Origin of the sequence: Terasakiella sediminum (assembly GCF_033100395.1) — a bacterium.
In the GTDB taxonomy this organism is placed as follows: domain Bacteria; phylum Pseudomonadota; class Alphaproteobacteria; order Rhodospirillales; family Terasakiellaceae; genus Terasakiella.
The window spans coordinates 25,815-51,219 of record NZ_JAWLVJ010000017.1; the positions used below are offsets into that span (position 1 = coordinate 25,815).

Annotated in this window: 24 protein-coding genes and 1 tRNA gene; 12 read left to right on the top strand and 13 right to left on the bottom strand. The window is 50.2% G+C overall.

Annotation, left to right across the window (positions count from 1 at the left end):
* The first annotated feature begins 20 nt into the window (after positions 1–20).
* The 5 genes from RYZ26_RS13640 (at position 21) to RYZ26_RS13660 (ending at position 7,060) form a co-directional block, all read left to right on the top strand.
* The gene (locus RYZ26_RS13640) at positions 21–2,531 is read left to right on the top strand and encodes an efflux RND transporter permease subunit (protein WP_317683780.1); all 2,511 of its coding nucleotides are present in this window, start codon (positions 21–23) and stop codon (positions 2,529–2,531) included.
* A 214-nt stretch (positions 2,532–2,745) separates the two neighbouring features.
* Positions 2,746–4,131 (top strand): DNA repair protein RadA, encoded by a 1,386-nt coding sequence (gene radA, locus RYZ26_RS13645; protein WP_317683781.1) that lies wholly within the window; start codon positions 2,746–2,748, stop codon positions 4,129–4,131.
* A 35-nt stretch (positions 4,132–4,166) separates the two neighbouring features.
* A complete protein-coding gene (locus tag RYZ26_RS13650; RefSeq protein WP_317683782.1) occupies positions 4,167–4,844 on the top strand; it encodes a CvpA family protein in 678 nt (225 codons plus the stop codon).
* A gap of 15 nt (positions 4,845–4,859) precedes the next feature.
* Entirely contained in the window at positions 4,860–6,341 is a 1,482-nt protein-coding gene (gene purF, locus RYZ26_RS13655) for an amidophosphoribosyltransferase (protein WP_317683783.1), read from the top strand.
* 5 nt (positions 6,342–6,346) lie between these two features.
* Positions 6,347–7,060 (top strand): SDR family NAD(P)-dependent oxidoreductase, encoded by a 714-nt coding sequence (locus RYZ26_RS13660; protein WP_317683784.1) that lies wholly within the window; start codon positions 6,347–6,349, stop codon positions 7,058–7,060.
* A gap of 29 nt (positions 7,061–7,089) precedes the next feature.
* On the opposite strand, the gene RYZ26_RS13665 is transcribed toward RYZ26_RS13660, so the two are convergent.
* The 3 genes from RYZ26_RS13665 to RYZ26_RS13675 form a co-directional block, all read right to left on the bottom strand.
* Positions 7,090–9,138: a methyl-accepting chemotaxis protein gene (locus RYZ26_RS13665; RefSeq protein WP_317683785.1), complete on the bottom strand. Its 2,049-nt coding sequence runs from the start codon at positions 9,136–9,138 to the stop codon at positions 7,090–7,092.
* Between the two features lie 206 nt (positions 9,139–9,344).
* Positions 9,345–9,617: a hypothetical protein gene (locus tag RYZ26_RS13670; protein WP_317683786.1), complete on the bottom strand. Its 273-nt coding sequence runs from the start codon at positions 9,615–9,617 to the stop codon at positions 9,345–9,347.
* Between the two features lie 183 nt (positions 9,618–9,800).
* The gene (locus RYZ26_RS13675; protein WP_317683787.1) at positions 9,801–10,550 is read right to left on the bottom strand and encodes a FadR/GntR family transcriptional regulator; all 750 of its coding nucleotides are present in this window, start codon (positions 10,548–10,550) and stop codon (positions 9,801–9,803) included.
* Positions 10,551–10,680: 130 nt separating this feature from the next.
* Between RYZ26_RS13675 and RYZ26_RS13680 the strand changes: the two genes are divergently transcribed.
* Together RYZ26_RS13680 and RYZ26_RS13685 are read left to right on the top strand one after the other, a co-directional pair.
* Positions 10,681–11,493: an N-formylglutamate amidohydrolase gene (locus tag RYZ26_RS13680; RefSeq protein WP_317683788.1), complete on the top strand. Its 813-nt coding sequence runs from the start codon at positions 10,681–10,683 to the stop codon at positions 11,491–11,493.
* A gap of 7 nt (positions 11,494–11,500) precedes the next feature.
* A complete protein-coding gene (locus RYZ26_RS13685) occupies positions 11,501–12,637 on the top strand; it encodes a carboxylate-amine ligase (RefSeq protein WP_317683789.1) in 1,137 nt (378 codons plus the stop codon).
* On the opposite strand, the gene RYZ26_RS13690 is transcribed toward RYZ26_RS13685, so the two are convergent.
* Positions 12,638–13,723 (bottom strand): response regulator, encoded by a 1,086-nt coding sequence (locus tag RYZ26_RS13690; protein WP_317683790.1) that lies wholly within the window; start codon positions 13,721–13,723, stop codon positions 12,638–12,640.
* 188 nt (positions 13,724–13,911) lie between these two features.
* On the opposite strand from RYZ26_RS13690, the gene RYZ26_RS13695 reads away from it, so the two are divergent.
* Entirely contained in the window at positions 13,912–14,157 is a 246-nt protein-coding gene (locus RYZ26_RS13695; protein WP_317683791.1) for a DUF2312 domain-containing protein, read from the top strand.
* Between the two features lie 67 nt (positions 14,158–14,224).
* Here the strand turns inward: RYZ26_RS13695 and RYZ26_RS13700 are convergent, their stop codons facing one another.
* The 5 genes from RYZ26_RS13700 to RYZ26_RS13720 all read right to left on the bottom strand — a co-directional run bounded on the left by RYZ26_RS13700 (position 14,225) and on the right by RYZ26_RS13720 (position 17,429).
* Positions 14,225–15,496 (bottom strand): MFS transporter, encoded by a 1,272-nt coding sequence (locus RYZ26_RS13700; protein WP_317683792.1) that lies wholly within the window; start codon positions 15,494–15,496, stop codon positions 14,225–14,227.
* Between the two features lie 144 nt (positions 15,497–15,640).
* Positions 15,641–16,576: a proline dehydrogenase family protein gene (locus RYZ26_RS13705; RefSeq protein ID WP_317683793.1), complete on the bottom strand. Its 936-nt coding sequence runs from the start codon at positions 16,574–16,576 to the stop codon at positions 15,641–15,643.
* 205 nt (positions 16,577–16,781) lie between these two features.
* On the bottom strand, positions 16,782–16,907 hold the full coding sequence (ykgO, locus tag RYZ26_RS13710) for a type B 50S ribosomal protein L36 (RefSeq protein WP_028880259.1): 126 nt from the start codon (positions 16,905–16,907) through the stop codon (positions 16,782–16,784).
* 109 nt (positions 16,908–17,016) lie between these two features.
* Positions 17,017–17,093 (bottom strand) — tRNA-Val (locus tag RYZ26_RS13715).
* Positions 17,094–17,195: 102 nt separating this feature from the next.
* The gene (locus tag RYZ26_RS13720) at positions 17,196–17,429 is read right to left on the bottom strand and encodes a hypothetical protein (protein ID WP_317683794.1); all 234 of its coding nucleotides are present in this window, start codon (positions 17,427–17,429) and stop codon (positions 17,196–17,198) included.
* A gap of 217 nt (positions 17,430–17,646) precedes the next feature.
* Between RYZ26_RS13720 and RYZ26_RS13725 the strand changes: the two genes are divergently transcribed.
* From RYZ26_RS13725 to RYZ26_RS13735, 3 genes are all read left to right on the top strand, one after another.
* Positions 17,647–18,552 carry an N-formylglutamate amidohydrolase gene (locus RYZ26_RS13725; protein WP_317683795.1) on the top strand — a complete coding sequence of 302 codons (906 nt, stop codon included), beginning with the start codon at positions 17,647–17,649 and terminating at the stop codon, positions 18,550–18,552.
* A gap of 14 nt (positions 18,553–18,566) precedes the next feature.
* Positions 18,567–19,115, top strand: coding sequence for a GNAT family N-acetyltransferase (locus tag RYZ26_RS13730; protein ID WP_317683796.1), 549 nt, complete (start codon positions 18,567–18,569; stop codon positions 19,113–19,115).
* A 327-nt stretch (positions 19,116–19,442) separates the two neighbouring features.
* Positions 19,443–20,393, top strand: a complete 951-nt coding sequence (locus RYZ26_RS13735) for a transglycosylase SLT domain-containing protein (protein WP_317683797.1) — start codon at positions 19,443–19,445, stop codon at positions 20,391–20,393.
* Here RYZ26_RS13735 and RYZ26_RS13740 read toward each other — a convergent pair.
* The 4 genes from RYZ26_RS13740 to RYZ26_RS13755 are packed head-to-tail and all read right to left on the bottom strand — an operon-like array spanning position 20,390 to position 23,557.
* The gene (locus RYZ26_RS13740) at positions 20,390–21,097 is read right to left on the bottom strand and encodes a hypothetical protein (RefSeq protein ID WP_317683798.1); all 708 of its coding nucleotides are present in this window, start codon (positions 21,095–21,097) and stop codon (positions 20,390–20,392) included. The two genes, RYZ26_RS13735 and RYZ26_RS13740, sit on opposite strands and share 4 nt — an antisense overlap.
* Complete coding sequence (locus RYZ26_RS13745; RefSeq protein WP_317683799.1) at positions 21,094–21,612, bottom strand: YdcF family protein; 519 nt, start codon at positions 21,610–21,612, stop codon at positions 21,094–21,096. Before RYZ26_RS13745 ends, RYZ26_RS13740 begins: the two co-directional genes overlap by 4 nt.
* Complete coding sequence (locus tag RYZ26_RS13750) at positions 21,605–22,735, bottom strand: CaiB/BaiF CoA transferase family protein (protein WP_317683800.1); 1,131 nt, start codon at positions 22,733–22,735, stop codon at positions 21,605–21,607. The genes RYZ26_RS13745 and RYZ26_RS13750 overlap by 8 nt, the downstream gene beginning before the upstream one ends.
* A 3-nt stretch (positions 22,736–22,738) precedes the next feature.
* Complete coding sequence (locus RYZ26_RS13755) at positions 22,739–23,557, bottom strand: tetratricopeptide repeat protein (protein ID WP_317683801.1); 819 nt, start codon at positions 23,555–23,557, stop codon at positions 22,739–22,741.
* A 138-nt stretch (positions 23,558–23,695) separates the two neighbouring features.
* Between RYZ26_RS13755 and RYZ26_RS13760 the strand changes: the two genes are divergently transcribed.
* On the top strand, positions 23,696–25,378 hold the full coding sequence (locus tag RYZ26_RS13760; RefSeq protein WP_317683802.1) for a hypothetical protein: 1,683 nt from the start codon (positions 23,696–23,698) through the stop codon (positions 25,376–25,378).
* Positions 25,379–25,405: the final 27 nt, after the last annotated feature.

The following is a 25,405-nucleotide window of genomic DNA, read 5'->3' on the forward strand; positions in this document are numbered from 1 at the left end:
AGGAAGAAGAGGGAATATTTATGACATCACGTATCGCAAAGGCATATGATGCCCTGGTCCTGAACAATCCCTGGATTGTTCTTGTCCTGCTGCTGTCCCTTCTGGCTTTCTTCGGCTATCACACAAAAGATTTCAAGCTGGATGCCTCTGCTGATACGCTTTTGCTTGAAGATGATGCCGATCTTAAAAAATTCCGCCAAAACCGGGAACGCTATCCCGGTCAGGAATTGCTGCTGGTTACCTACACACCCAACAAAGACCTGTTTTCTGACGAAGCGCTAGAGCCGTTAAAGCAACTGCGCGAAGACCTGAAAAAAGTCAGCATTGTTGATACGGTCTTTACCATCCTAGATGCCCCGCTGTTTGTCAGTACCGATGACGATATCGAAGACTTGATCCGCAAAAGCCCAAGTCTGGAAAAACCGGATGTAGACAGAAGCCGTGCGCGTGAAGAACTGTTAAACAGTCCGGTCTATAAAGACCTTATTGTCAGCTCAGACGGCAAAACCACAGCTGTGCTTCTGACGCTTGTGCCCAACAAATCATTTGGTGCTTTGCTTAAGTCCCGTAACGACCTGCGTGACAAACAGCGTCTCACCGGTCTTTCACCTGAAGAAGCGCAGGAACTGGCAAGTGTCACTGAAAATTACGAACAAGAAAGTGCCGCTGTAAACGACAAGCGCCATGAAGCCATCGTCCAGATCCGCGAGATCATGGAACCTTATCGCGAACACGGCACGCTGTATCTGGGTGGCCTGCCCATGATTACGGATGACACAGTCACTTATGTGCGCAATGACCTGACCGTCTTTGGCGCAGGCGTTCTGGCCTTTCTGATCATTGTGCTTACCGCCATTTTCCGCAAACCTCGCTGGATTGCATTACCGTTGGTCAGCTGTTTCTATGCGGGTCTGACCATGATCGGTCTGCTTGGGTTTATGGGCTGGAAGGTGACGGTCATTTCATCCAACTTCCTTGCCCTCATGCTGATCATCACCATCTCGATGAACATTCATTTGATCGTGCGCTATCTTCAGCTTCATCGCGACCAACCCGATGATGATCAATATGCCCTGGTCAGAACCACCGTCCACAAAATGGTGAAGCCCTGTCTCTATACGGCACTGACGACCATCATTGGATTTGGATCATTGGTCGTCAGTGGCATCAAACCCGTAATCGATTTTGGCTGGATGATGAGCGCAGGCCTGACGGTGACCTTTATCACGTCTTTCCTGCTGTTCCCCACCCTCTTGCTTTTGATCGGGAAGACCGGAACCAACCGCACCATCAATCGTGATCGCTTCATGCTGCCGGAATATCTGGCGCGCATGACAGAATTTCATGGCAACAAAGTGCTGATTTTCGCCGTCATTCTTTGCGTAGTCAGCGGCATTGGTATCAGCCAGCTGCGGGTAGAAAACAGCTTCATCAACTATTTCAGTGAAGAGACCGAGATTTATCAGGGCTTGAAACTGATTGATGAAGACCTGGGCGGGACAACACCGCTGGAAGTCATCGTCAAGCTTGAAAGCGATGTTGAGGAACTCACTGCAGAAGACCTAGCCGAAATGACGGCAGAAGAGATAGCCGAAGAACGCGCCTATATCGAAGCCCAACGCACCAAACCGGAACTATGGTTCACCCCTGAAAAGGTGAAGATGATTAAGCAAGCCCATGATTATCTGGACAGCTTACCCGAAACAGGCAAGGTCATGTCTTTTGCGACCTCCGTTCGTGTGGCAGAGAGCTTTGCCAAGAAAGAACTGGATGGGTTTGAACTGGCCCTTCTTTACAGCCAACTGCCCGAAGCTGTGCGCTCTGCCCTGGTTGACCCTTACCTTTCCATCCCCAATAACGAGATGCGCCTGGAAGTGCGTATTCTGGATTCCAAACCGGATTTACGCCGTGCTGACCTGCTTGAAAAAATCCGCGATGATCTGAATAAAGAAAACGGCTTTAAGGAACTCAGCGACTATAAATATATGGTCAATGATGTAGAGGTCAGTGGCCTGCTGGTTCTCTATAACAACATGCTGCAAAGCCTCTTTAGCTCCCAGATTAAATCCATTGGTGTGGTGATGCTTGGGATTGGCATCATGTTCATGATCCTTTTTCGCTCCGTCACCCTCTCCGTCATCGGGATCGTGCCGAACCTGTTGGGCGCAGCCGCCGTTCTGGGTGTCATGGGGCTTTCAAAAATCCCGCTGGATATGATGACTATTACGGTTGCGGCCATCACCATTGGTATCGCGGTGGATAACGGCATTCACTATATCTATCGCTTCCGCGAAGAATACGCCAAGAACGCCAGCTATGAAGAAACCCTGCATATTTGCCATGCCAGCATCGGCAAGGCGGTTTTCTACACCACTATGACCATCATCTTTGGTTTCTCCATCCTGATGATGTCCAACTTCATCCCGACTATCTATTTCGGTGTCCTGACCGGGGCTGCCATGTTTATTGCTTTGCTGGCTGCGCTCACTGTGCTGCCAAAACTGATTCTGTGGTGGAAGCCCTTTGGCTGAGTGTAAATAGTAAGCGGAAAGAAAAAGTTCTTCTTTTGTTCCAATTCAAAATATGGCATACATACCCTCACACCTGTCACCCCGCACCCGTTGCGGGGTTATGGGTAGAAGCAGGAACGTGGCCTAACCCCTTGTCGCGCAACAGGTGCGCGATGACAAACAGGTAACAGTTCTCTGGCTTTAAACACTCAATACGAAGAAAGCCTCCTCTCCCATGCCTAAAATCAAATCCACCTTCGCCTGTCAGTCCTGCGGTGCCACGTATAACAAATGGCAGGGGCAATGTAGTGCCTGTGGGGAATGGAATACGCTTTCTGAAGAAGCAGCGCCGGAAAGCATCCCCAAAGGCATGGGTACGGCCAAGGGACGCAAGATTGAATTTGTCGCCCTTGAAGGTGAAGAAAAAACACCGCCACGTCGCATCACCAACATCGGGGAATTTGACCGGGTCTGTGGCGGCGGTCTGGTGCCGGGGTCGGTCATTCTGGTCGGTGGTGATCCGGGGATCGGGAAATCGACCATCCTGTTGCAGGTGATGGCCCAACTTTCAAAGAATTATAACAGCGCCTATATCTCGGGCGAGGAAGCGATTGATCAGGTGCGCCTGCGTGCCCGTCGTCTGGGTCAGGAAAAGGCCACGGTCAAGCTGGCTTCTGCCACCAATGTGCGCAACATCCTGACGACACTGGGCGAAGAAAAGCCGGATGTTGTCGTGCTTGATTCCATTCAGACACTTTATATTGATACACTGGACAGTGCACCGGGCACAGTCTCTCAAGTACGATCATCGGGCAACGAATTGATCCGCGATGCCAAAAAACATGGTTATGTCCTGTTCCTTGTTGGTCACGTCACCAAGGAAGGTACCATCGCAGGCCCGCGTGTGCTGGAACATATGGTGGATACGGTACTTTATTTCGAAGGCGACCGAGGCCACCAGTTTAGAATTCTGCGCGGCGTTAAAAACCGTTTTGGGGCGACCGATGAAATCGGTGTCTTTGAAATGACTGAAGGCGGCCTGCAGGAAGTCCCCAACCCGTCCGCCCTGTTCCTGTCGGATCGCAAAGGGGATGTCACCGGGTCCTGTGTCTTTGCGGGAATCGAAGGCTCCCGTCCTATGCTGGTGGAGGTTCAGGCCCTGCTATCGCCTTCTGCCCTCGCCACACCACGCCGTGCTGTGGTCGGTTGGGACAGTTCGCGCCTTGCCATGATCATGGCGGTTTTTGATACCCGATGTGGGTTGGGAATGGGCGGTCATGACGTCTATCTGAACATCGCAGGCGGACTTAAAATCAATGAACCCGCGGCTGACCTGGCTGTCGCTGCCGCCCTTGCATCTTCTTTAAGTGGGGTCGCCGTCCCGCAGGAAACGGTGATTTTTGGTGAAATTGGCCTATCCGGTGAAGTACGTGCGGTGGGACAAACGGAACTTCGATTAAAAGAAGCCGCCAAGCTTGGTTTCACCCGCGCCATCATTCCGGAACGTCAGAAACGCGGTAAAAAAGAAATGGATAAATCCTTAAAAGACAGCGGTCTGGAAATTTGGGAAATCGGACATGTACAAGAACTGTTGTCTTTCTTCCCAATGAAGGATACATAATCCCCTAGATTTTTTTAGCGCGGAAAAATATCTTTATGGAAAATCTTCCGATCAGTATCACCGACATCGCCGTTGGCGTGATTCTGCTTTTGTCCGGCCTGTTGGCCCTGACCCGTGGTTTTGTGCACGAAACCCTATCCATCGGATCCTGGTTGGGTGCCGCCTTTGCCGGGCTTTATGGCTTCCCTTATGTTCGCCCCTATATGCGTGAACTGATTGAGACAGAGATCATCGCCGATGTTGTTGCCGGTGCAGGTACCTTCATCGTTGCCTTGATCGTGCTGACCATCGTCACCAAGTTAGTAGCAGAACAAGTACAAGGCAGTGCCTTGAACCCGCTGGATCGCAGTCTTGGTTTTGTCTTTGGCCTGTTGCGTGGTGTTGTCATTGTCTGTCTGCTTTATACAGCCGTTGAATGGATGATCCCGCCAGCCAAGCAACCTGTATGGTTGCGTGATGCCAAATCCATGCCGCTGATTGAGCAGGGATCAGCCTTTTTGAAGGGTTTAATCCCGTCTGATGCGGGTGAGCGCATCGCAAATGAAGCCGAAGATATCCGCGATCAGTCAAATAATGCGCTCCAATTGAAAAAAACATTCGATAAAATGCTGACCCCGGAAGCGAAATCGGATACAAGCACCGCAAATGACCCACAAGGATATGATCAACAGGAACGTAAAGACCTGGATCGCCTTATCCGCAACGCCCAGTAATGAGCTTTGAGAAACATGACCGATATTGACCATATGACCACCAACCCCTTCGACGACGACAAACTGCACGAAGAGTGCGGCGTCTTTGGCATCTACGGACATAAAGAGGCCGCCGCCCACGTGGCCCTTGGCCTGCATGCCCTGCAACACCGTGGACAGGAAGCCTGCGGCATTTTCTCTTACGATGGAAAACAGTTCCATTCTCACAAAGCCATGGGGCTGGTTGGTGACAACTTCTCAGATGGCGCGGTGATGGACCAGCTCAAGGGCAACACCTCCATCGGGCACGTGCGTTACGCCACAACAGGCGGCACCGTTCTTCGCAACGTCCAGCCGTTATTTGCTGAATTTGAATTTGGTGGTTTCACCATTGCCCATAACGGGAACCTGACCAATACGCAAGCTGTTCGCCGCACGCTGGTACGTCGTGGCTGTATCTTCCAATCAGATATGGATACCGAAGTCATCGTTCATCTGGTGGCGGTAAGCTTGTATGCAACCGTTGAAGATCGCCTGATCGATGCACTACGCCAAATCGAAGGCGCTTATTCTCTGGTTGCCATGACCAAAGACGGCATCATCGGGGTGCGCGATCCAAACGGTGTGCGCCCGCTGTGTCTGGGCAAGCTGGATGACACCTACATTCTGGCTTCAGAATCCTGTGCGTTTGACATCATCGGTGCCGAGTTTGTGCGCGATGTTGAACCGGGCGAAGTTGTGATCATCAACAAGGATGGCGTTAAATCCATCAAGCCATTTGGTCAGAACCCCAGCCGTTTCTGTGTGTTTGAATATATCTATTTCGCGCGTCCCGATTCTCAGATCGAAAATCGCAGCGTCTATGAAGTGCGCAAAGCCATTGGCGCGGAACTATCGCGTGAAAGCGGTGTGGACGCCGACATGGTCGTGCCCGTGCCGGATTCTGGTGTGCCATCTGCCATCGGTTATGCGGCTGAAGCCAATATCGCGTTTGAACTGGGCATCATTCGTAACCACTATGTGGGCCGGACCTTCATTGAACCGACACAGGATATCCGTCACCTGGGCGTGCGTCTGAAACACAACGCCAATATCCCAAGTGTGAAGGGCAAGCGTATTATCCTGGTTGATGATTCTATCGTTCGCGGGACAACATCCAAAAAGATCGTTGATATGATGCGTCAGGCGGGTGCTGCCGAAGTCCATATGCGGATTTCCAGCCCGCCAACCGCATGGCCTTGTTTCTACGGCATTGATACGCCAAAGCGTGAAAAGCTGCTGGCAGGTAAACATAGCGTGGAAGAAATGGCGGACATCATTGGTGCGGACAGCCTTGCCTTTATCTCTATCGACGGCATGTACCGTGCGGTTGGGGAAGCCAAACGTGACAACGATAATCCACAATTCTGTGACGCCTGCTTCACCGGGGAATACCCAACCCGCCTGCAGGACCATGATGATGAAGTTGCGGATGAAAGCCAGCCAAGCCTGCCCCTGCTGGCTGAAAAAGGAAACTAAGTCCCATGGCAAAAGCATTAGAAGGCAAAATTGCCCTGATCACCGGGGCATCGCGAGGTATTGGCCGTGCTGTGGCTTTGCGTTACGCAGCTGAAGGCGCACATGTCATTCTGGTTGCCAAGACCATTGCAGCCCTTGAAGAACTGGATGATGAAATTCAGGCCATCGGCGGGTCCGCAACTCTCGTGCCCATGAACCTGCGTGAATTCGACAAAATCGATCAAATGGGCCAGGCGCTTTATGACCGTTTCGGCAAGATCGACATTCTGGTCGGCAACGCTGGTGTACTGGGTGATATCACCCCTATGTCACATCTGAAGGTGAAGATGTGGAACGAAGTGATGGACGTGAATGTGACGGCCAACTGGCGCCTGATCCGATCCATGGAACCACTTCTCAAGCAATCTGATGCAGGTCGTGCGATTTTCCTGTCCAGCGGCACCACCAAAGCGCCACGCGCTTACTGGGCAGCTTATGCGGTTTCCAAAGCTGCGCTTGAAAATATGGCACAAACCTGGGCGATGGAACTGAACAAGACCAACGTCAAGGTCAACCTGATTGACCCCGGCGCCACCAAGACCCGCATGCGCGCCCAAGCCTACCCAGGTGAAAACCCGGATACACTGAAAGATCCGGAAGCGCTGAACGACCTGTTCGTCGAACTGGCGCTGCCATCTTGTGAAAAACAAGGCGAAATCGTTCGCTTTAACGATCTTTAAAAAAGGGCCCAAATATCGGGCCCTTTTTTTCATTCCGAATAAGCATGTGCGGTAGATCGAATATTCTCCACCACACTTGCCAGACTTTCACGCAAAACCATGACCTGATCCTGTGTGCTTTTTGATGCTTTGCTCAGGCTTTGCGCCAGGTTCAAAGACTCGTTTGTATTATCCACACAGGTATGAACCGTGCCCACGCTGCTGGTGGAAATGGACGTGGTGTCCTGCACATTCCTTGAAATCTCAGACGTTTCTTCACCCTGCTGATAAGCCGCGTTGGAGACTTTTTCGGATACATGGGTGAGTTTGCCAAACGTATCTTCAAAGACCGCAATCACACCCATAACATTTTCCACAGACAAGTTGATGCCTTTCACGTTTTTGGAAATGCCATCCACAGCCTTGGCCGTCTGATCAGAAAGTGATTTTACCTCGCTTGCCACAACAGCAAAGCCCTTGCCTGCATTACCTGCACGCGCTGCTTCGATCGTGGCGTTGAGGGCCAACAGATTGGTCTGTTCCGCAATATCGGTGATCAGTTCCACCACCTCGCGGATTTCATAGGCGTTGGTTTGCAGCTGGGCGGCCACTTCGGTGGCTTCTTTCACCTGCATATGGGCGCGTTTGGACACATCGGCGCTGTAGGTAATCTGCATGGAAATCTCTTCCGCCGACTTGGAGAGTTTTTCAGCAGCACCTGAAATGGTCTGCAGATTACCATGGGTCGTTTCCGCACCGGATGAAATCGCCATCAGACCTTCATGCACGGTAGAAGATGAACTGGTCATATCTTCAGACATGTCACTGACCTTATTGGCTTCTTTTTCAACAACCTGCAGGGCCTGACCAACCACTTTTTCGATATTGCTTGCCAGTTCTTCCAGTTCCAGCACGCGTTTTGCCGCGCGTTCCTGTTTGCGCTTTTCCCGGGCAGCCGCCGCATTTCTACGTTCCAGCGCATTCTGTTTAAAGATTTCCAGCGTCTTGGACATTTCGCCAATCTCATCAGCTTCTGCCTTGGGAATGGGGCAATCCAGTTCCCCTGCGGCCAGTTTGCCCATGGTGTCATTCAGTTCTTTCAACCGCTTGATAACTTTTTTAGACACATAAAACACAACGATCAACACCGGGACCACAAGACCAATGACCGCGATGATGCTAAGGTAAACATTGGCATTCATCATCTGCTGATTCAAATCCCCAACCGTGCCACCCACGTCTTTGCGTGCATCAATATGGATGGCGTTGACATTTTCTTTCATGGCAAGCCCGGTTGAAACGGCCTGATCCAGAATGGATTTGATGGAACGGTTGGACGCCAGCATGTTCTTGCGCAATTCCAAAACACCGCCTGTGCCATCCAATTCCCCCCCCAGAGCTTTCAAATCCCCCAGAATACCTTTCATACCACCTGTCTGTTGTTCACCGACCGAGGCTTCAAATTCCATCATCTGAGCGACATAGCGCATGGGCCAGAGGTTCATCATGGCTTCATCCACTTCTTCAATGGCATCACGCAGTAAAGTCAGAGAGGTCGAGAAGTGCTTTTGGGAAACTTCAACCGACTGCCCCGTCTGGGCAACCGATTGGGCGATCAGCGCATCGCCATTACTGGACAAATCCTTGATCTTGCTGCGCACCTGTCCAAGATCGGCACGCAGGCCCAGACGATGTGTGACGGCTGCGTCCAATTCTTTGTGCAGGACAATCAGTTTTTGGATGTTCTGTTCCAGCCCTTCATAACGTTTGGGGGAATCGCTGCTTTTGATCATCATCTCAAGACGATTATTCAGATTGGCAATGGCCCCCTGAATTTCCGCATTGGCATGTTTTTGCGCGGCGAAATGTTCCGCACGGGCCAGAATGGGCAATTGGCTGATCACCCCTTGCGCATCACCGGATAATTGCAAAGCTTCGGTCAGCGGCGGATATTTTTCATCCACCAGCGTTTCAACAGAGGTTGTGATCAATTGAAAGGTCACATAAGCAATCACACTTGAAATCACCGCCAGCGCCCCAACGGCTGAAAAAGCGACATATAGTCTGCCACGCACACCTAGAATATATTTTGCCGACATCGTAGTTCTCCCGTTTGGTGTTACCAATTTTTTGATGGGAGAAATAGCAAGAGGCAGGCCAGTTTGAGTCAAACCAGCAATCAATTGATTTATAATGATTTTTTATTTTTGCGCAGCGCAATGATCGGCATATTTCTGCTGATCAAATTCAAACAACCCGCAGAAATATGCTTATGACAGTATCAAGTCAGAACAAAATTTAAAGATCAGACACGTGTGCCTTCATCAACCGTATTCAGCATACTTTCAAAATCAGTGCTGACAGCAAGGCCCCACTCGTCCACACACTTGGCGAGATAGCCCTGACCTTCTTTCTTGGTCATACGCACGGTTTTCTTATCCTTGCCTTCAATATCCAGGCTGAGGATATCCAAACCGTCTCGATTGGTCACACGGACCCACTGGATCCAGTTTTTATTTTCTTCAAAGCGGGCCTGAAACAGTGCCAGTTCCGCCTCTGTAAACATGAGTCGCGCCATAAGGCATCCTCCTGTAAGACAGTAGAACCTAAGGGAACTCCCTTTTCTTGGCAGCGGCTTATAAACATGAGTCTACGCTCTTTACCGCATTGCAATATCGTATGGTGCAATGCGGTAAAACTCAAGCGCAAAAAAGTATTATATGTAACTTTTGTGACTTAACAGTGACTTAGCAAAGAAAAATTACTCATCGGTAGTAGAAGAAGTATTGAGTCTTTCGCGCTCACTTTCATAAGAATCCAGCACCCAACTCAGGTGTGAGCGCATGGCTTCCTTGGCGGCTTGCGGGTCACGTTTCTCAATGGCTGCAAAGACATCCTTATGCTGAGAAAGCGCCATACCGTCTTCGCTTGGTTCCTGAAACAGGTCATATTCGTGGAACTCAAGGCTGGTATTGATGATATCGCGGATCACATCCATGATATGCATATAAACCGCACTGCCGGAGGCTTTACCCAGCAGATAGTGGAAGTTAAATTCCTGGGAGGCTTTGTCTTTCGCCGCAGAAGATCCCTTCTGTTTTTCCAAAGCCGCGCCCAGTTCAGCGATTTGCTGGTCACTGGCACGATTTGCAGCGCGCGTTGCCGCCCAGACTTCCAGAAGGGCACGGATTTCGGCCAGATCATGCAGATTTTGTTCCTGTACCTTGGCAAGTTCGCCCAATGGTGACGTCATATCCCCGGCCGCAGCCAGAATACGCGTTCCCCCACCCTGAACGGCTTCGAGAAATCCTTGTGCTTTCAGACTTTGCAGGGCAGCACGAACAGATACGCGGCTGACACCCATTTTTTCGGCCAGTTGGCGTTCACCCGGCAAACGTTCCCCCGGAGACAGTTGCCCGTCAGCAATCATTGCCATAATCCGCGCAGCGACCCGGTCCGACAATAATCCGGTTTTTCCCTTTGCGCTATCAGAGGTTACTTTCTCCTCCATGGCTCTCTCCTTTATTTTTGGCCCCATTTCTGAGCTATCATATACCTACTTTTGTTCGCGAATGCAAAAGAGACCTGCGATTTTCAGAATATTTCTGTCATCCAGGATCAATTATTGTATAGTCAGAAGAATGAAAAACGAAACTGAAATCAAATATACTCCCCTGCTGGGAAAGGATGACCCACAGCCGTTTGAAATTCATAACGCTGAGGGGGATACACCGCTCCTGCTGATTTGTGATCATGCCAGCAATAACGTCCCTAAAGCCCTGAATAATATGGGCTTAACCCAAACCGAACTGAACTATCACATCGGTTGGGATATCGGGGCAGCAGGCGTCACTCGCCATATCTCGGATACGCTGAATGCACCAGCTGTTCTGTGCAATTATTCCCGTCTGGTGATTGACTGTAACCGCCAACCAGGTGATCCGACCTCGATCCCAGAAGTCAGTGACGGCATCGGCGTATTAGCGAACCATAATTTGACAGAATCCGATCAGGTTCAACGCACCGAAGCCATCTTCTGGCCCTATCATCATGCCGTGACAGAAGTCGGCGCGCATCTTTGGCGCAAAGGGCCACCGCCTGCATTGTTTTCCATTCACAGCTTCACCCCTGAATTGATGTCCCGCGAAGAAGACCGTCCCTGGCATGTGGCCGTTTTATGGAAACGCGATGCCCGGATTGCGGCCCCCTTGATTGAGATTTTAAGTCGAGAAACCGGATTGATCGTCGGTGACAACACACCATATTCCGGCTGGGATGATGCCTATTCCATTGATATGCATGGCTCCGCCCCCGGTCTTCCTTACTGTGCCATTGAAATTCGACAGGACCTAATCGGTGACAAAGAAGGTGAAGCCAAATGGGGTAAGATCTTAAGTGATGCCCTGGCTGAGATCATAAAAGACAAATCCATCTTTGAAGTAAAGCATTATTGAGGACACCATGGCTGTATCTGAACCAAGCTGGACCATTGGCATTGAAGAAGAATACCTGATGGTGGATCGCGACACAGGTGATCTGTCCACCCAGCCGATGGATGCGGTCATGGCGGCGTGCCGCAAAGAACTGCAGGACCTGGTCCGCCCAGAATTCCTTCAGTCCCAGGTGGAAGTGGCAACCGATGTCTGTAAAGACGTGAAGGAAGCCCGCAAGCAACTGGCCTGGCTGCGTCAGAAAGTTGCCGATATCGGGGCTGATTATAACCTTGCCCCCATCGCAGCTTCCACCCATCCCAATGCAGAATGGGACGAACAAGAACATACAGATGCGGAACGTTATCACACCTTTGCCGAAGACATGCAGGCAGTGGTGCGCCGCCTGATCATTTCCGGCATGCATGTGCATGTGGGGATTGATGACAATGACCTGCGCATTGATCTGATGAACCAAGTCTCTTACTTCCTGCCGCATCTATTGGCACTGAGTACGTCTTCTGCTTTCTGGCGTGGGCAGGTGACTGGCCTTAAGTGTTACCGCCTCAGTGTTTTTGACGAACTGCCGCGCACAGGCCTGCCGGAACATTTTGATAGTTTCAGTGAATATCAGAAGCATGTGGATGCGTTGATCAATGTAGGTGTGATCAAGGATGCGACCATGCTGTGGTGGGATGTCCGCCCGGCGGTCAAATTCCCCACCCTTGAAATGCGTATCACCGATATCTGCACAACGCTGGATGATGCCGTAGCCATTGCAGCGCTGTTCCAATGTATTCTGCGTATGCTGTACCGTTTGCGTCGATCCAACCAACGCTGGCGCACCTATCGCAATATGCTGGTGAATGAAAACCGCTGGCGTGCCCAACGTTATGGACTGGATGAAGGTCTGGTGGATTTCGGCATCGGCCAGGTGGTTGCCTTTGACCAGTTGCTGGAAGAACTGATCGACATGCTGAAGGAAGATGCAGAAGCCCTGAATTGCACAGAAGAATTGCTATCACTGCGCACTATTTTGAAACGCGGCACCAGTTCGCACCGTCAGCTGGACGTCTTTGCCAAAGCCAAAGAAAAAGGCGCTGATGACCTGGAAGCCAGCCGCGCCGTTTCTAAATGGTTGATGCAGGAAACCCTGAACGGGCTTTGATTACCAGGCGGGTTCTTCCTCTCCAACGGTGAGGACCTGACCTGTTTTCTCTTTCACCGCAACCTGCAGGCCTTGCAACAGTTCGCGACCCAATGCACCACCGTCACCCATGATCCGTTCACGCAAGACAGCCCGCATGGCATCCACGTGGGCTTTTACCACTTCAACAGACGCATCTGTTTCCTTACAGCCTTCCATGGTGCATTCATACAGCATCTTCCCGAAGATCGAGATCAACGGATATCCGAATGTCCCGCCCTGACCACGCAGTTCGTGAGCAAGCAGGTTGATCTTATGGAAATGTTCGCCGCGTGCACCCGGTGCCAGCAAAGCTTCGGTACAGAGGTTGGACAGCTGAGACAAATATTCCAGCGCCCAGTCGGTAAAGCTTGCGCTTGAACGATCCAGTTCCGCTTCCGCCTGTTCCAAAAGGTCCTGCGGCAGAGAGCCACCACCCTTCATCCCCATCCCACCGACTTTTTCTTTCAGGCGGTTTGGCAGGCGGAAATACCACACACCACTGTCGTTCTTGGCTTTCTTCTTTTCACCAGAATATACGATGGTCACATCATCTTCTGTCGCTTCGCGGCGTTCAACACCGTTTGGTGCAGGTTCTTTGCGACGACGACGGTCCGGACCGTGATAGTTGTGAGTTGTGACAAACTGACGGGGATAATCAATCAATTCCATCAAACGTTTATAAACACTATCAACAGAAAACGGTTTCGCCAGAAATTCAGACACACCCATGTCACGTGCGGCGTTTACATAGTCATTATCGGCCGCGCCGCTCATCATCACAAAGGGCATAAAGCGGTTTGGCGATTCTTTCGCTGCACGGACCCAGCGTAACAGCAGCAATCCGTTTGCAGGTGACATCACAAGGTCTGAGATAATCAGGTCCACACCACCCGGGTTATTCGGTCCACCTGCCGTTTTCAGAAAGTCGATGGCCTGCACCCCATTTTCACAGGTTACCAGCTTTCGAATTTCAAAGGACCGCAACAGGTTAGACATTGTGTCGCGTACAAACGCGTTATCTTCAACCAACATCACTGAAAGACGATCTAAATGGTAGGTACCCACAGTAAATAACCCTTTTTGATTTATCCCTTTGTATATTTCTGCAACAATCAGACAGTATACGCAAGAGAAAGCGAACCAGATGGGTTTATTTCTCCAATCTTTTTTATCTTTTTCTAACCTTGCAACTGAACCAAAGCCTAGGTATCTTCTGCGCAACTTTTTTTGCCAGATATATAAAGGATTGACCCATGGCCGAAGTCGGTGGCATTGCAGGCGATCACCTGCGCTCATTTATCGAACGTATCGAACGTCTTGAAGAAGAAAAAGCGGGCATCGCAGCGGATATCAAAGATGTCTACGCCGAAGCCAAAGGCACAGGCTTTGACGTAAAAATCATGCGCCAGCTGGTACGCCTGCGCAAAATGGAAGACCATGATCGCTCAGAACAAGAAGAAATTCTTGATCTCTATAAGCGCGCATTGGGTATGGACTAAGTTTCGCCCAATACCAAAAATTTAAAGTGCCGATCAGTGAAATCTGTCGGCACTTTTTTTATGTGGATCAAGCTGCCGCTTTCGCACGGCTTAAGGCCCAAGGGCGATCATCGATGGGCAGGTGGATGAGGGCTGAAACCGCACCAACGCCAACACCGACCCACCAGACCAGATCGTACGACCCATAATGATCATACATATAGCCGCCGAGCCACACCCCTAAGAAGCCGCCCAACTGGTGAGAGAAGAAGACAAAACCATAAAGGGTGCCCATATATTTCAGACCATAAATCTGCGCCACCAGCCCCGAAGTCAGCGGCACCGTTGCCAGCCACAGCCCCCCCATGATGATGGAGAACAGAATCACGGTTTCCGGCGTCATCGGTGTCAAGATAAAGGCTGCCGCCACAATTGTGCGCAGACCATAAATCACAGCCAACAGATATTTTCTGGAATATCGATTGCCAAGCCAGCCGGATAGAACAGTCCCCATCACATTAAAGATACCGATCACAGCAATAGACGCTGCACCCAAAGCTGACGTCGTCGTAATCCCCATGGAATGGATCACACTGCCCGGGGACACAGGGCCACAAATCTCGGTGATAAAGGCTGGGAAATGCGCTGTGATAAAGGCCAACTGATAGCCACAGGCAAAAAATCCGATAAAGATAAACATGTAATTGCGATCACGCCCAGCCTGTTTCAAAACCGTGCTCAACGCCAGATCATCTGCTGCATCATTGCCCTTGCTCACTGCTGGTGCCTTAACGAAGGGCAGCACCAACATACTGGCCGCAACACCTCCCGCAAAGATTAAAAAGACATTCTGCCAAGTCATAAACTGCAACAGGGCTTCTGCAATCGGTGGGCCGATTATCTGCCCGGCAGAACCGGCGGCCGTCACAATGCCTAAGGCCATGGAACGATGCTTGTCAGACGTCGCACGCCCCACAATAGCAAGGATAACGCCAAAGCCTGTTCCGGCAATCCCGAAGCCAACCAACATTTCAAGGAACTGATGCTGCCCGGCAGTCACCGCGTAAGAGGACCCGATCAGACCCGCCATGTAAAACGCAACCCCCAGGACAATCGCTTTGCGGTCACCAAACTTTTCAGCAATGGCACTGAAGATCGGCTGCCCGATCCCCCAGAACAAATTCTGAATCGCAATAGCAAAGGAAAAGTCCGCACGCGGCCAGTTGAAATCTTCTGCAATAGGGATTTGGAAAATTCCAAAGGATGCACGAATGGCAAAGCTGATGAGCAGAATGAACCCACCAGCGATTAGAACCGGGGTGAACACACTATCTCTATGTTGTGTATCTGCTGTTGTCATCACGCACACCTTTATCCAAAAAAGCTTAGGCCGAAGATTGGCATTTCAATAAGTATTATTAACAGAGCCAAACCACTTCGAAGATCGAAATGTTCAGAACATATTGTTCACTTATTTTGGATAATCAAGAGAAGAATTGTCAGGCTACATTTGTGAGCGACGGTAAAAATAAGCCCACCATTCCTTGCCGAATGGCACCAGAATGCGCACGGTATAACCCTCATCACGCAGTTTGCGTTTGAGCTTGTTATTCACCCCATAAGGGATTTCAAATTCGAAATTATTGACGCTCCAGCCCTGCATATTGGCCATCATGATGATCTGTTCGGCCATATCATCATCTTCCAGGGCAAAAACCGGGGTGACCTGCTGGATCATGGCATCTTCGGACAAGAGAAAACGGGCGAGCTTCATATAATTATCAACGACCATTTCCTGGTCATCATAATAACGCGCATCCACTACGGCGGACGGTGTTAAGGACAAACGCACATTGCCGCCCTGAGAGATAATCGTCTTTACGTCTTCTTCACTGCGTGCAAGAGCTGCAGGAATCGTCACACAGGCATCAATACTTGCCCGGCTTATCATGCCATATAGCCCTAGGATACGCTGCATGGGCACACGTTCACTGGCATGCACCATCAACAGATTACGTTCACCTTCCTCGTGCCCATCCCCATAGCCCTGACGGTCTTCCACATCGCGCACAGAGGTACGATAGCCAAAGTTTTTGGCAATCTGGCGGCAATGAGTTTCCCCACCCTTGTTGGATTTAAGATAGCCCATTTCTGAGGGCATCAGGCTGATGCAGATTTCCAGACGTTCTTCATCCAGAATTTCCATCGTTTCAATCACAATAGCGACATTTTCCTGGATTTGTTCCACATCTTTGGTGGCTTTACCCAGATGATGCAAACAAACGTGATACCCCATATCCACCAGCTTGGCCGCCATTTCGATGGCTTCTTCGGCTGTGGTGGCGGGAACAAGTTTTTTCGCCATCCCATGCATCAACGGCGTATTTTGCGCAATAAAGCGCATCACAGACGATCCGGCGATTTGTTTTTTAAGGCCCATAGACTGAAACTCATTCCCTGATTTATGACTACAGGGTACGTGGCAGATCAGCTTTCTGCAAGACCTATACGCAGTTCCACCCTTAAAAAGCTTTCCAAAGCAATATCTTCGCCCAACAATCACATCAATCAATAACGACAAAAAGCCGCATCCCCATCAAGGGAAGCGGCTTTTTGTAAAGTCGTCTAAAAAAGACCTGCGTTAATCAGCCCTGGCGAGCCTTAAAACGTGGGTTCTTTTTGTTGATGACGTAAACGCGGCCACGGCGGCGCACAACACGGCAGCCTTTTTCACGCAGCTTTGCTGACTTCAAAGAGTTGCGAATCTTCATGATCTCGTATCCTCAAAACGTTGGCCCATCTCCTCTTAGATGAGCGGAGCCGGGAACATACGGAGATCACCTTATTGAGTCAACAAGGAAAATCCCCAACTAAAATAAATGGTGGGTCGTACAAGATTTGAACTTGTGACCTTTGCCATGTCAAGGCAACACTCTAACCAACTGAGCTAACGACCCATTTTCACCACCGATCCCCTGATGCATCATTGATGCCTCAATTCACGGTGGGGCGCTTTATAACGGTGACTCTCTAAAGGTGCAACAAAAAAGTTATATTTTTTAACCTTCAGACTCATTCTCGTAATTTTTGACGGCCAAATTCAGGTACATCTTTGCCGTATCCAAAATATCCGCCACCTTTTCGCAACGACATTGACACGCCAGTGGGTTATCCAAATTGACAGGCTGGCAATTCTTGCCCGCCTTGACACAAGGTGCACAGACATCGTCGCGGACGACCCGGATAATACTCTCAGCGGCGTCATTAAATTCGTTTGGGCGACTGTTCAACATAATCAGATTCCCAGTCTTTTTGGCAATTGAGTCTAAATTACTTACAGTTACATATTTTATACACCATCTAAACCCTAGGGGAAAAGGCTGGATTCGGTATAGTTCCTACTATCTTCAAGTATTATTTAACTTTATGCTATTGTGATATTCTCGCTTGCGCCAAATCAATGGCTGCGCTACTCAACCCTATCGACCGAGAATCAAAGATAACGAACAGATGGCAATCAAGGCAGCTTCAACAACTCAGCAGGAGACAGAGACACGAGACGCAATTGATGCGCCTTTCAATCTTCTGCGCCCCAAAAGCCAAAGCGCGCCTGTTATCTATGCTTCGCCCCACAGTGGGGATCACTATCCGCGCGACTTCATCAAAAGCTCCTTGCTTGACCCCATTGCGCTGCGCCGATCCGAAGATGCCTTTGTGCACGAGATTTATGAAAGCTGCCTGAAATTCGGCAGTCCGCTTTTAAAAGCAAACTTCCCGCGTGCCTATGTGGACCCCAACCGGGAACCGTTTGAACTGGACCCATCCATGTTTGATGAAGTGCTACCCTCTTTCGTCAATATCGATTCTGTACGCGCCCTTGCCGGGCTCGGCACTGTTGCCAAAGTGGTGACCAACGGGGCCAATATATATCGTGACAAATTAAAATTTGCCGAAGTGCGCCAACGGATTGAGCGACTTTATCACCCCTATCACGCGGCCCTTCGCCAAATGATTGACGATACCTGCGCGATCTTTGGTGGCTGCCTGCTGATCGACTGTCATTCCATGCCCTCGATCGGCGGGCCAATGGATCAGGATAATGGCAACAATCGTACCGATATTATCTTAGGGGACCGGTTTGGCACCAGCTGTGCGGAATGGATCAGCGATCTTGCGCAACAGATTCTCGAAGACCAAGGATTTGTGGTTAAACGCAATCGCCCCTATGCAGGCGGCTATACCACCTATCACTACGGCAATCCCAAACAACATGTGCACACGTTACAGATCGAACTGAACCGCGTTCTTTATATGAATGAAGAAAACATCACGCGCCTGCCCGAACTGCAGGACGTAAAACGTCGCATTCGCCCGTTGATTGAAGAACTCAGCGCCATTGATGCTCGATCCCTATAAGTAGCTGCCCTGCCATGACAAATATTCACATCCGCACAGCCGAAAAAAGCGACCTACCAGACATTCTGGACATTTACAGCTATTACATCAAAGAAACGGTCATCACCTTTGAAGAAATCATCCCGGACCTGGCAGAAATGGAACGGCGCTTTGATGAGATTGCCACACTAAACATGCCTTATCTGGTCTGTGTGCTGAACGGCCAAATCGTCGGCTACGCCTATGGCGGGGCTTTTCGCACCCGGGTTGCCTATCGCTTCAGCGTGGAACATTCCATCTATCTTGCCAAGGACGCGCAAGGACATGGCATTGGATCAAAACTGATGCAAGCCCTTATTACGGAACTGGAAAAACGAAATATCCGACAACTGATCGCCGTCATCGGCGATAGCAAAAATGAAGCTTCCATCGCGCTTCACAAAAAATTCGGCTTCGTCCACCAGGGCACCCTGCCCGCCACAGGCTATAAGTTCAATCGCTGGATTGATACGGTCATGATGCAAAAGACCTTGGGTGATGGCGATAAACGCGATCCAACCGGAACCGGACTTAATCTAAGTTAACTGAAATGACATTAATTAGTTTCCACGCGTTGTTACCTTTGTAAACGCGCCAATTCCCCTGCGTCAATATGTAGAAAAAAGAAAAGGCCCATCCGTAGATGAGCCTGAAAAGTTTGGGAGGAAACGTCCAAGAAAGTAAATTAACTTAAAAATAGTTTAAAAGCTAATTACTGAAAACGTATTAACCATAGGCAGAAAATAAAATCAACTGAATTTTGATTATTTTGTTATTTTTTCATTTCTCATCGCCTTTCATCAAAACTGGCATTGGCTTTGCTAGTTTTCAAACGAGACTCTGAACCTGTCCTGAACTGAGGAAGTAAAGCCATGCGATACCTCATCGTGTTTTTATTGATTTTCGCTATTAGCCAGACCGCACGCGCAAACGTAAGTGTGAATAAAAACATGGACTTATGCAAATCTGCAACCCACCAGTCAGAACGTCAGTTCAATATCCCGCGCAACCTTTTGCGTGCCATTTCTTTGACGGAGTCCGGGCGTTGGGTTGAAAAGGACAAGGCAAATATTGCCTGGCCTTGGACCGTTGCGTCCGGTTCGGCAGGCAAATTCTTTCAGACCAAATCAGAGGCCATTCAGCATGTCCGCGCGCTTCAGGCACAGGGAATCAAAAACATCGATGTAGGTTGCATGCAGATCAACCTGCGTTACCACCCCGATGCTTTTAAAGACCTGCATGAAGCCTTTGATCCGCACAGCAACACCCGATATGCGGGCGAGTTTTTATCAAAACTGTTTAAAAATACCAAATCCTGGAGCACGGCAGCCGGACATTATCATTCCAATGATCCATCCAAAAACATGTACTACCGTGAAAAGGTATTGGGCTTTTGGAACTATGCCAACCGCGAACCACAAGACACACACAGCAACCCAAAAAGCTACAAAGTCGCCCAGATCGACAACAGACGCACAGAACTATTAAACAACAACTTCAAGAAACGACTGTCCGCCCAACGCGCCGCCATTACCCGCAGCGAGAAAATGAGCGCGCAAATTTCAGACTGGCGTGACAATCGTCGCCTGTCCAAATTCGGTCAGGTCAATGCCGCCAAGAACCGCGCCCTTTATCAACAGAAAGAAAAGAAGCGCCTGATGGTGCCCAACAATACGTCCACCACACGCGGGCTTAAGCAACAGCGTGACTTTTCCAATCGCCGTTCGGCACAGTTAGATAAATGGCGCAAAACCGTTGCCCTGCCGGAATATGTCTCTTCCAGCAGCCGCACGACACAACCATCTACATTGTTGGACCGTTAAGGCGCATTCACCGCAATATTAAAAAGCTCTTCCGCATTTCGAAAGAGGAAGGCATCCGACTCCTTGATGCTCAGATAGCTCGACAGTTTCTTGAGTTTACGCAGCGTCCATTTATAGTTCTTCCACTGCATATCCCCACCAGATGATGCAAAAACCACCCGGCCGTCAGCTTTGCGCATAAAGGCAGCTACCTCACCTGTGGCACAGCTTTCCACCAGCGTATCGATTTCTGCACGGCCAAACCCAATCCAGAGATTGCGGTGGTTCTTTAACAGACGTTGCACCTGCACGAGATTGAAACGGGTAAAATTGCCCAGCACAAACATCTGGCCGGGCTGTTCCAGCAGTTTCTTTTCCAGCCCCAGCAGACCATGTTCCATCACGTTATCCGCCCAGACAACGGGGGCACCATCATGCCAGGGGGCCTGCCCCTGGATCACCAGGTCGGGGAAGACTTCTTCCAGGTCAGCAGGCTGATTGCCTTCTTCAGCCATGTCATTGGGGTAAAGAACCGTCTTTTCAACGCCATAGGTCAGCGCACGGTCCAGGTGCTGTTCCATATCATTTACCGCCACGACAGCACCAGCATCAAATACCAGCCCGCGAAAGCTATGCAGGACCGTGCAGTCATCGGCTTGTGCGGCCGTATTCATCGCCACACAGGATGTCACCACCAACGCAGAAAGTAGCCTTTGAAACGTCATTTCACCTGGGTCATTAATAAGTTCGGATGGCCGTTTAATACCCGAACCCCGTACCAAAGCAAAGCGGGAACCTCCCGCAGCCACGAAAAAATTTCCCGCACACCTGCCTTGGGCCCGTGCCTTGCCGCACGATAGCTTGCCGTGATTCCACAGGACCAAAAGGACAATCTCGCGCGCAACAGATGGGAGCGATCGCTCACCACAACAATCTGCGTCCATCCCTGCTGCTGGATCAACTTGCTGGCAAAGGCTGCGTTTTCAAGCGTGTTGCGGGATGTTTTTTCCAGATAGATTTTCTCTTTCTCAAAACCATAATCATTCGCGAGCCCGGCCATGACAGCGGCTTCGCTTTGCTGTTGACCTGGCTTGGTGACCCCGCCGCAAAACAACATATCCGCGCCACCCAAATCCTGGGCAATTTTTACACCGCTTTGGCATCTGCGCTTCATGCAGGGGCTGGCTGAACCATCATCATCAACGGCCGCCCCCAACACGACAACGACAGAATTAACCAATTTCTGCAAACTCTTTTCGGATCACATCCGTATGACTGCCGATTTCCGGAATTGCACCATATTCGATTTCTTCATCCACCCATTTGGCGGGTGGCGCAGGCAAATTAACCGGACCTGATGGCGTATCAATGGTGATACGGCGAAGGGCTGTGTGGCCGGAAAGGCCTGCAACCTCATTCACCCGACCAAAGGCAATTTTCGCTGCCAGAAGCTTTTCACACAAAACCTCACTTTCCTGCTGCAGGAATTCTTCCGCCACGGCTTTGTCCAGTTCTGGGCGGTTCTTTACGCGTGAAACACCGTCCTTATAGGGACCTTCTGTCGCCCAATCCGGTTGGCCCATGATATTTTCTGCAAAACTTTTCCATTCGCGCTCATTCTGGATGGAAATCACGATATTTACGCCATCTTTGGTCTCAAACGCCCCGTAAGGTGCGATGGAGGGATGGCGAAGCCCTACTCGTTTAGGCGCTTTGCCACCATAATCATAATGTAGTAAAGGAACCGCCATCCAGTCCGCCATCCCGTCAAACAGGGACACCGCAACCCCACTGCCACGGCCCGTAATCCCGCGTTTCAATAAAGCTTCCAGGATCGCCTGATAGGCGTTCATCCCTGCAGCAATATCACAAACGGAAACCCCGACGCGACCGGGTGCTTCTTCACTTCCGGTCAGAGAACACAATCCGGTTTCCGCCTGTACCAACAAATCATAAGCCTTCATCTGGGCTGCAGGTCCTTCTTCCCCATAGCCGCTGATATCACAGGTGATCAGACGAGGGTATTTAGCACGCAGTTCTTTTGAGCCGAAACCAGAACGGGCGGCCGCACCGGGGGCTAGGTTCTGGATAAAGACATCTGCCGTTGCCAGAACGCGATGAAGCAGGGCCGCATCTTCATCATCCTTGATATTCAGAACCAGCGATTCTTTACCCTTGTTCAACCAGACAAAATAAGCGCTTTCCCCATGGGCCACATGGTCATAGTGACGGGCAAAATCACCTTCGGGTCGTTCGATCTTGATCACACGGGCACCCGCATCAGAAAGACGCCCGGAACAATAAGGTGCAGCCACGGCCTGTTCCAGCGCGACAACCAGCAATCCATCCAACGGTTTTGTCATACTTTACTGCTTACTTCTAAAATCGATCACTTCGCCCTGATGGGTTCCGCCCATGGCATGACAGGCGCGCATGCGGGTATAAAACGGCGTGCGGTTGCGATCCGTTGTACATTGCACCAGTTTGTTGGCATTCGGCCCATGGTTAAAAAGATCCAGTTGCGAACGAAGTGTGCGCGCCTGTTCGCGTGCCAGTGCCATCTGCGCAGGTGCCATCACACTTTCCATCTTTTTCTGCAAGGCACCACTTCCCGGATAGCCTTGTTTCTTCGCCATTTCCGCCCAGCCCCAGGCCTGCACCAAGTCTCCACGCACGCCCTTGCCTTCTGTCAGAAGTTCTGCATAACGGTGTTGTCCTTCAGCACAATCCAGCAAGCCGGATTGATAAACCAGTTTTGCCCCGCCTTTGGGGTTAGCTTGTGTACCCTTTCCATCAATCAGCAAATTCCCCAGTTTGACATAAGCCATCGCGATGCCTTGATCTGCCGCCTGACGATAGAGGAATCCGGCCGAACGATAAGCAAGGCGTTTTTCTTCAAAGTGCGCGCGAAACAGGATATCTGCACTGGGCAATGCGAGCTTTTGTTCATCAAAAGTCAAAGCAGCCAGTGGTTTCAGAAATAAACAATTATAGTGCCATTGCTGTTCCGGGGCGAGCCAGAGCAAACGATGACTGATCCGTTCGCGATGATCCGGCCTGACATGTTTTTCAGAGACGACCGCAGGCAGGTTCGCTGGCGATGGCAGCGCACAGGCAGAGGCCATTGATAACAGACACATTATGGACAGGATGCGCAACATCTGGTGTGATCTCACTATATTCATGTTTATTCCAGTCTCTCACTATATCCAAACTTTATAAATGAACCCCTAACAAAGTAAAAAACTTCATCTCACCAGCGTGACAGCGTCAATCAGGACTGCTATGCTTTTAAAAACAAACAATCGTTGGGTGATAAACACGTGTCCGGTCAATTTGAACTACAAGTCAGAAGCGGTAGCCGTTGGAGCTTTCATTCCCTGAAGAACAGCGAAAGTGAAGCTGTGCAGGAAGCCCGTCAATTGCTGAAATCCAAAATTGCAGATCAGGTCCAGGTGATCGCCCGTGATGCCAAAGGCAACGAAGACATCCGCTTTGACGAAGATCAGTCCTCGGTCAAGAAAAAGGCTGGGATCGGACATATCGAAGATTCCCCCGTCTGGAACACGGTGGACGACCTTTATACCGAAGAAAGCCGTATCGTTCTGCGCCGATTGTTGCGCGATTATTTTGATCAGGAAGCGATTTCACCTTCTGAAATCCTCCATACCTACCGCGCGATGGAAGCCTTTTGCGATGATCCGCTCTGTGGCAGCGCACTTGATCGCCTGGCGACTATTCAGGCCGTCAAAGCCAAGGAAAATGAACAGGAACGCCGTGACAAACTCTATGACCTGTTTCAGGGTGTTCAGGAAAAAGCCCGCAGTTCTGGCAATGATGATATCCGCCCGGGTGAATTAAACAATTATCTGGCCGAAGCGGGCGATATCAAAGACCCGGCGGTACGTTTCCGCGTCATGATGTCTTTATCCCAGCCAACAACACGCGCAACCTCCTGGGAAGCAAAACTCAGCGTTTTGTTTGATCTCCTCGGTGATGTCAAACCGGAAGACCTGCATGAAAACACATCCCTGTTACTGGATGACCTGATCTCGGAAATGTTTGCCATGCCGACGGTCATTCAGGATATGCTGGGACAACAGCCCGACCGATATAACGCCATGAAAGTCCTGATCCAGATGTGCATCGCCAAATATGAAGCACGTAAATGGGATACCGCCGGGCTGAAACGGATCAGTGAATTGATGCGCAAACTGCCCATGGTTCATTGCCGCACGGCCCTTGCCAATCAGGTTGAACAGATGCTGCGCAACCGCTCTGCCCTGACCAAAGGCGATATGCTGGAAGAAAAGCATGCCTTTAAGGAACTGCTGCCCCTGTTTATCGCTAAAAACGGATCCATCCTCGGCGGTGAAGGCATGGCCGAAGCCCTCACTATGTGTGGAACCCGCAGCCATAACCGGGACCGCTCCCTGGATAAACCAGCCGAAGCAATCAATCATATTGTGGAAACGCTGCAGGCCCCAATCCTGCAACTGCGCTATCTGCTGACCTTATCTAAATCCCAGTTTGGCAAAGACTGCGCCAATATCGTCAGTGACTTTATCCCGTCTTTCATGGATGGGCCGGAACATGTCCATGACGTGGTTCATTACCGCCTGCCCTTAAAGCGCAAACTAAAGATTTTATCAGGCCTACAGAAAATGGCTTTAGAAGTAGAATTACCTGGCGGCGTTAATATGCAATTGGTCGAATGGCTGGATGATCTACTTTACAACTTCCTGGATGAAGAACGTATCATTGATAAAATGGACAGCCCGGAAGAACCGCTCTTTATACGCGCAACCAACCTGCTGCAATTCTGTGCCTCTGGAATGCTGATTGAAGGCAAGACACTGAATTGGGTGCGTGAACGGGTGCAAGACCACCTGCGCCAGCCAAATTTCGTGGAAAAATTCACCGAAGCGGCGGACAGTCAGCGCAAACAAGAAAAAATGATTACCCAGCTGCACATCATGTTGAAAAAAGCGGGCTTAAAACAATAATCCCTCTTGCAAATCCCCCATGGCAAC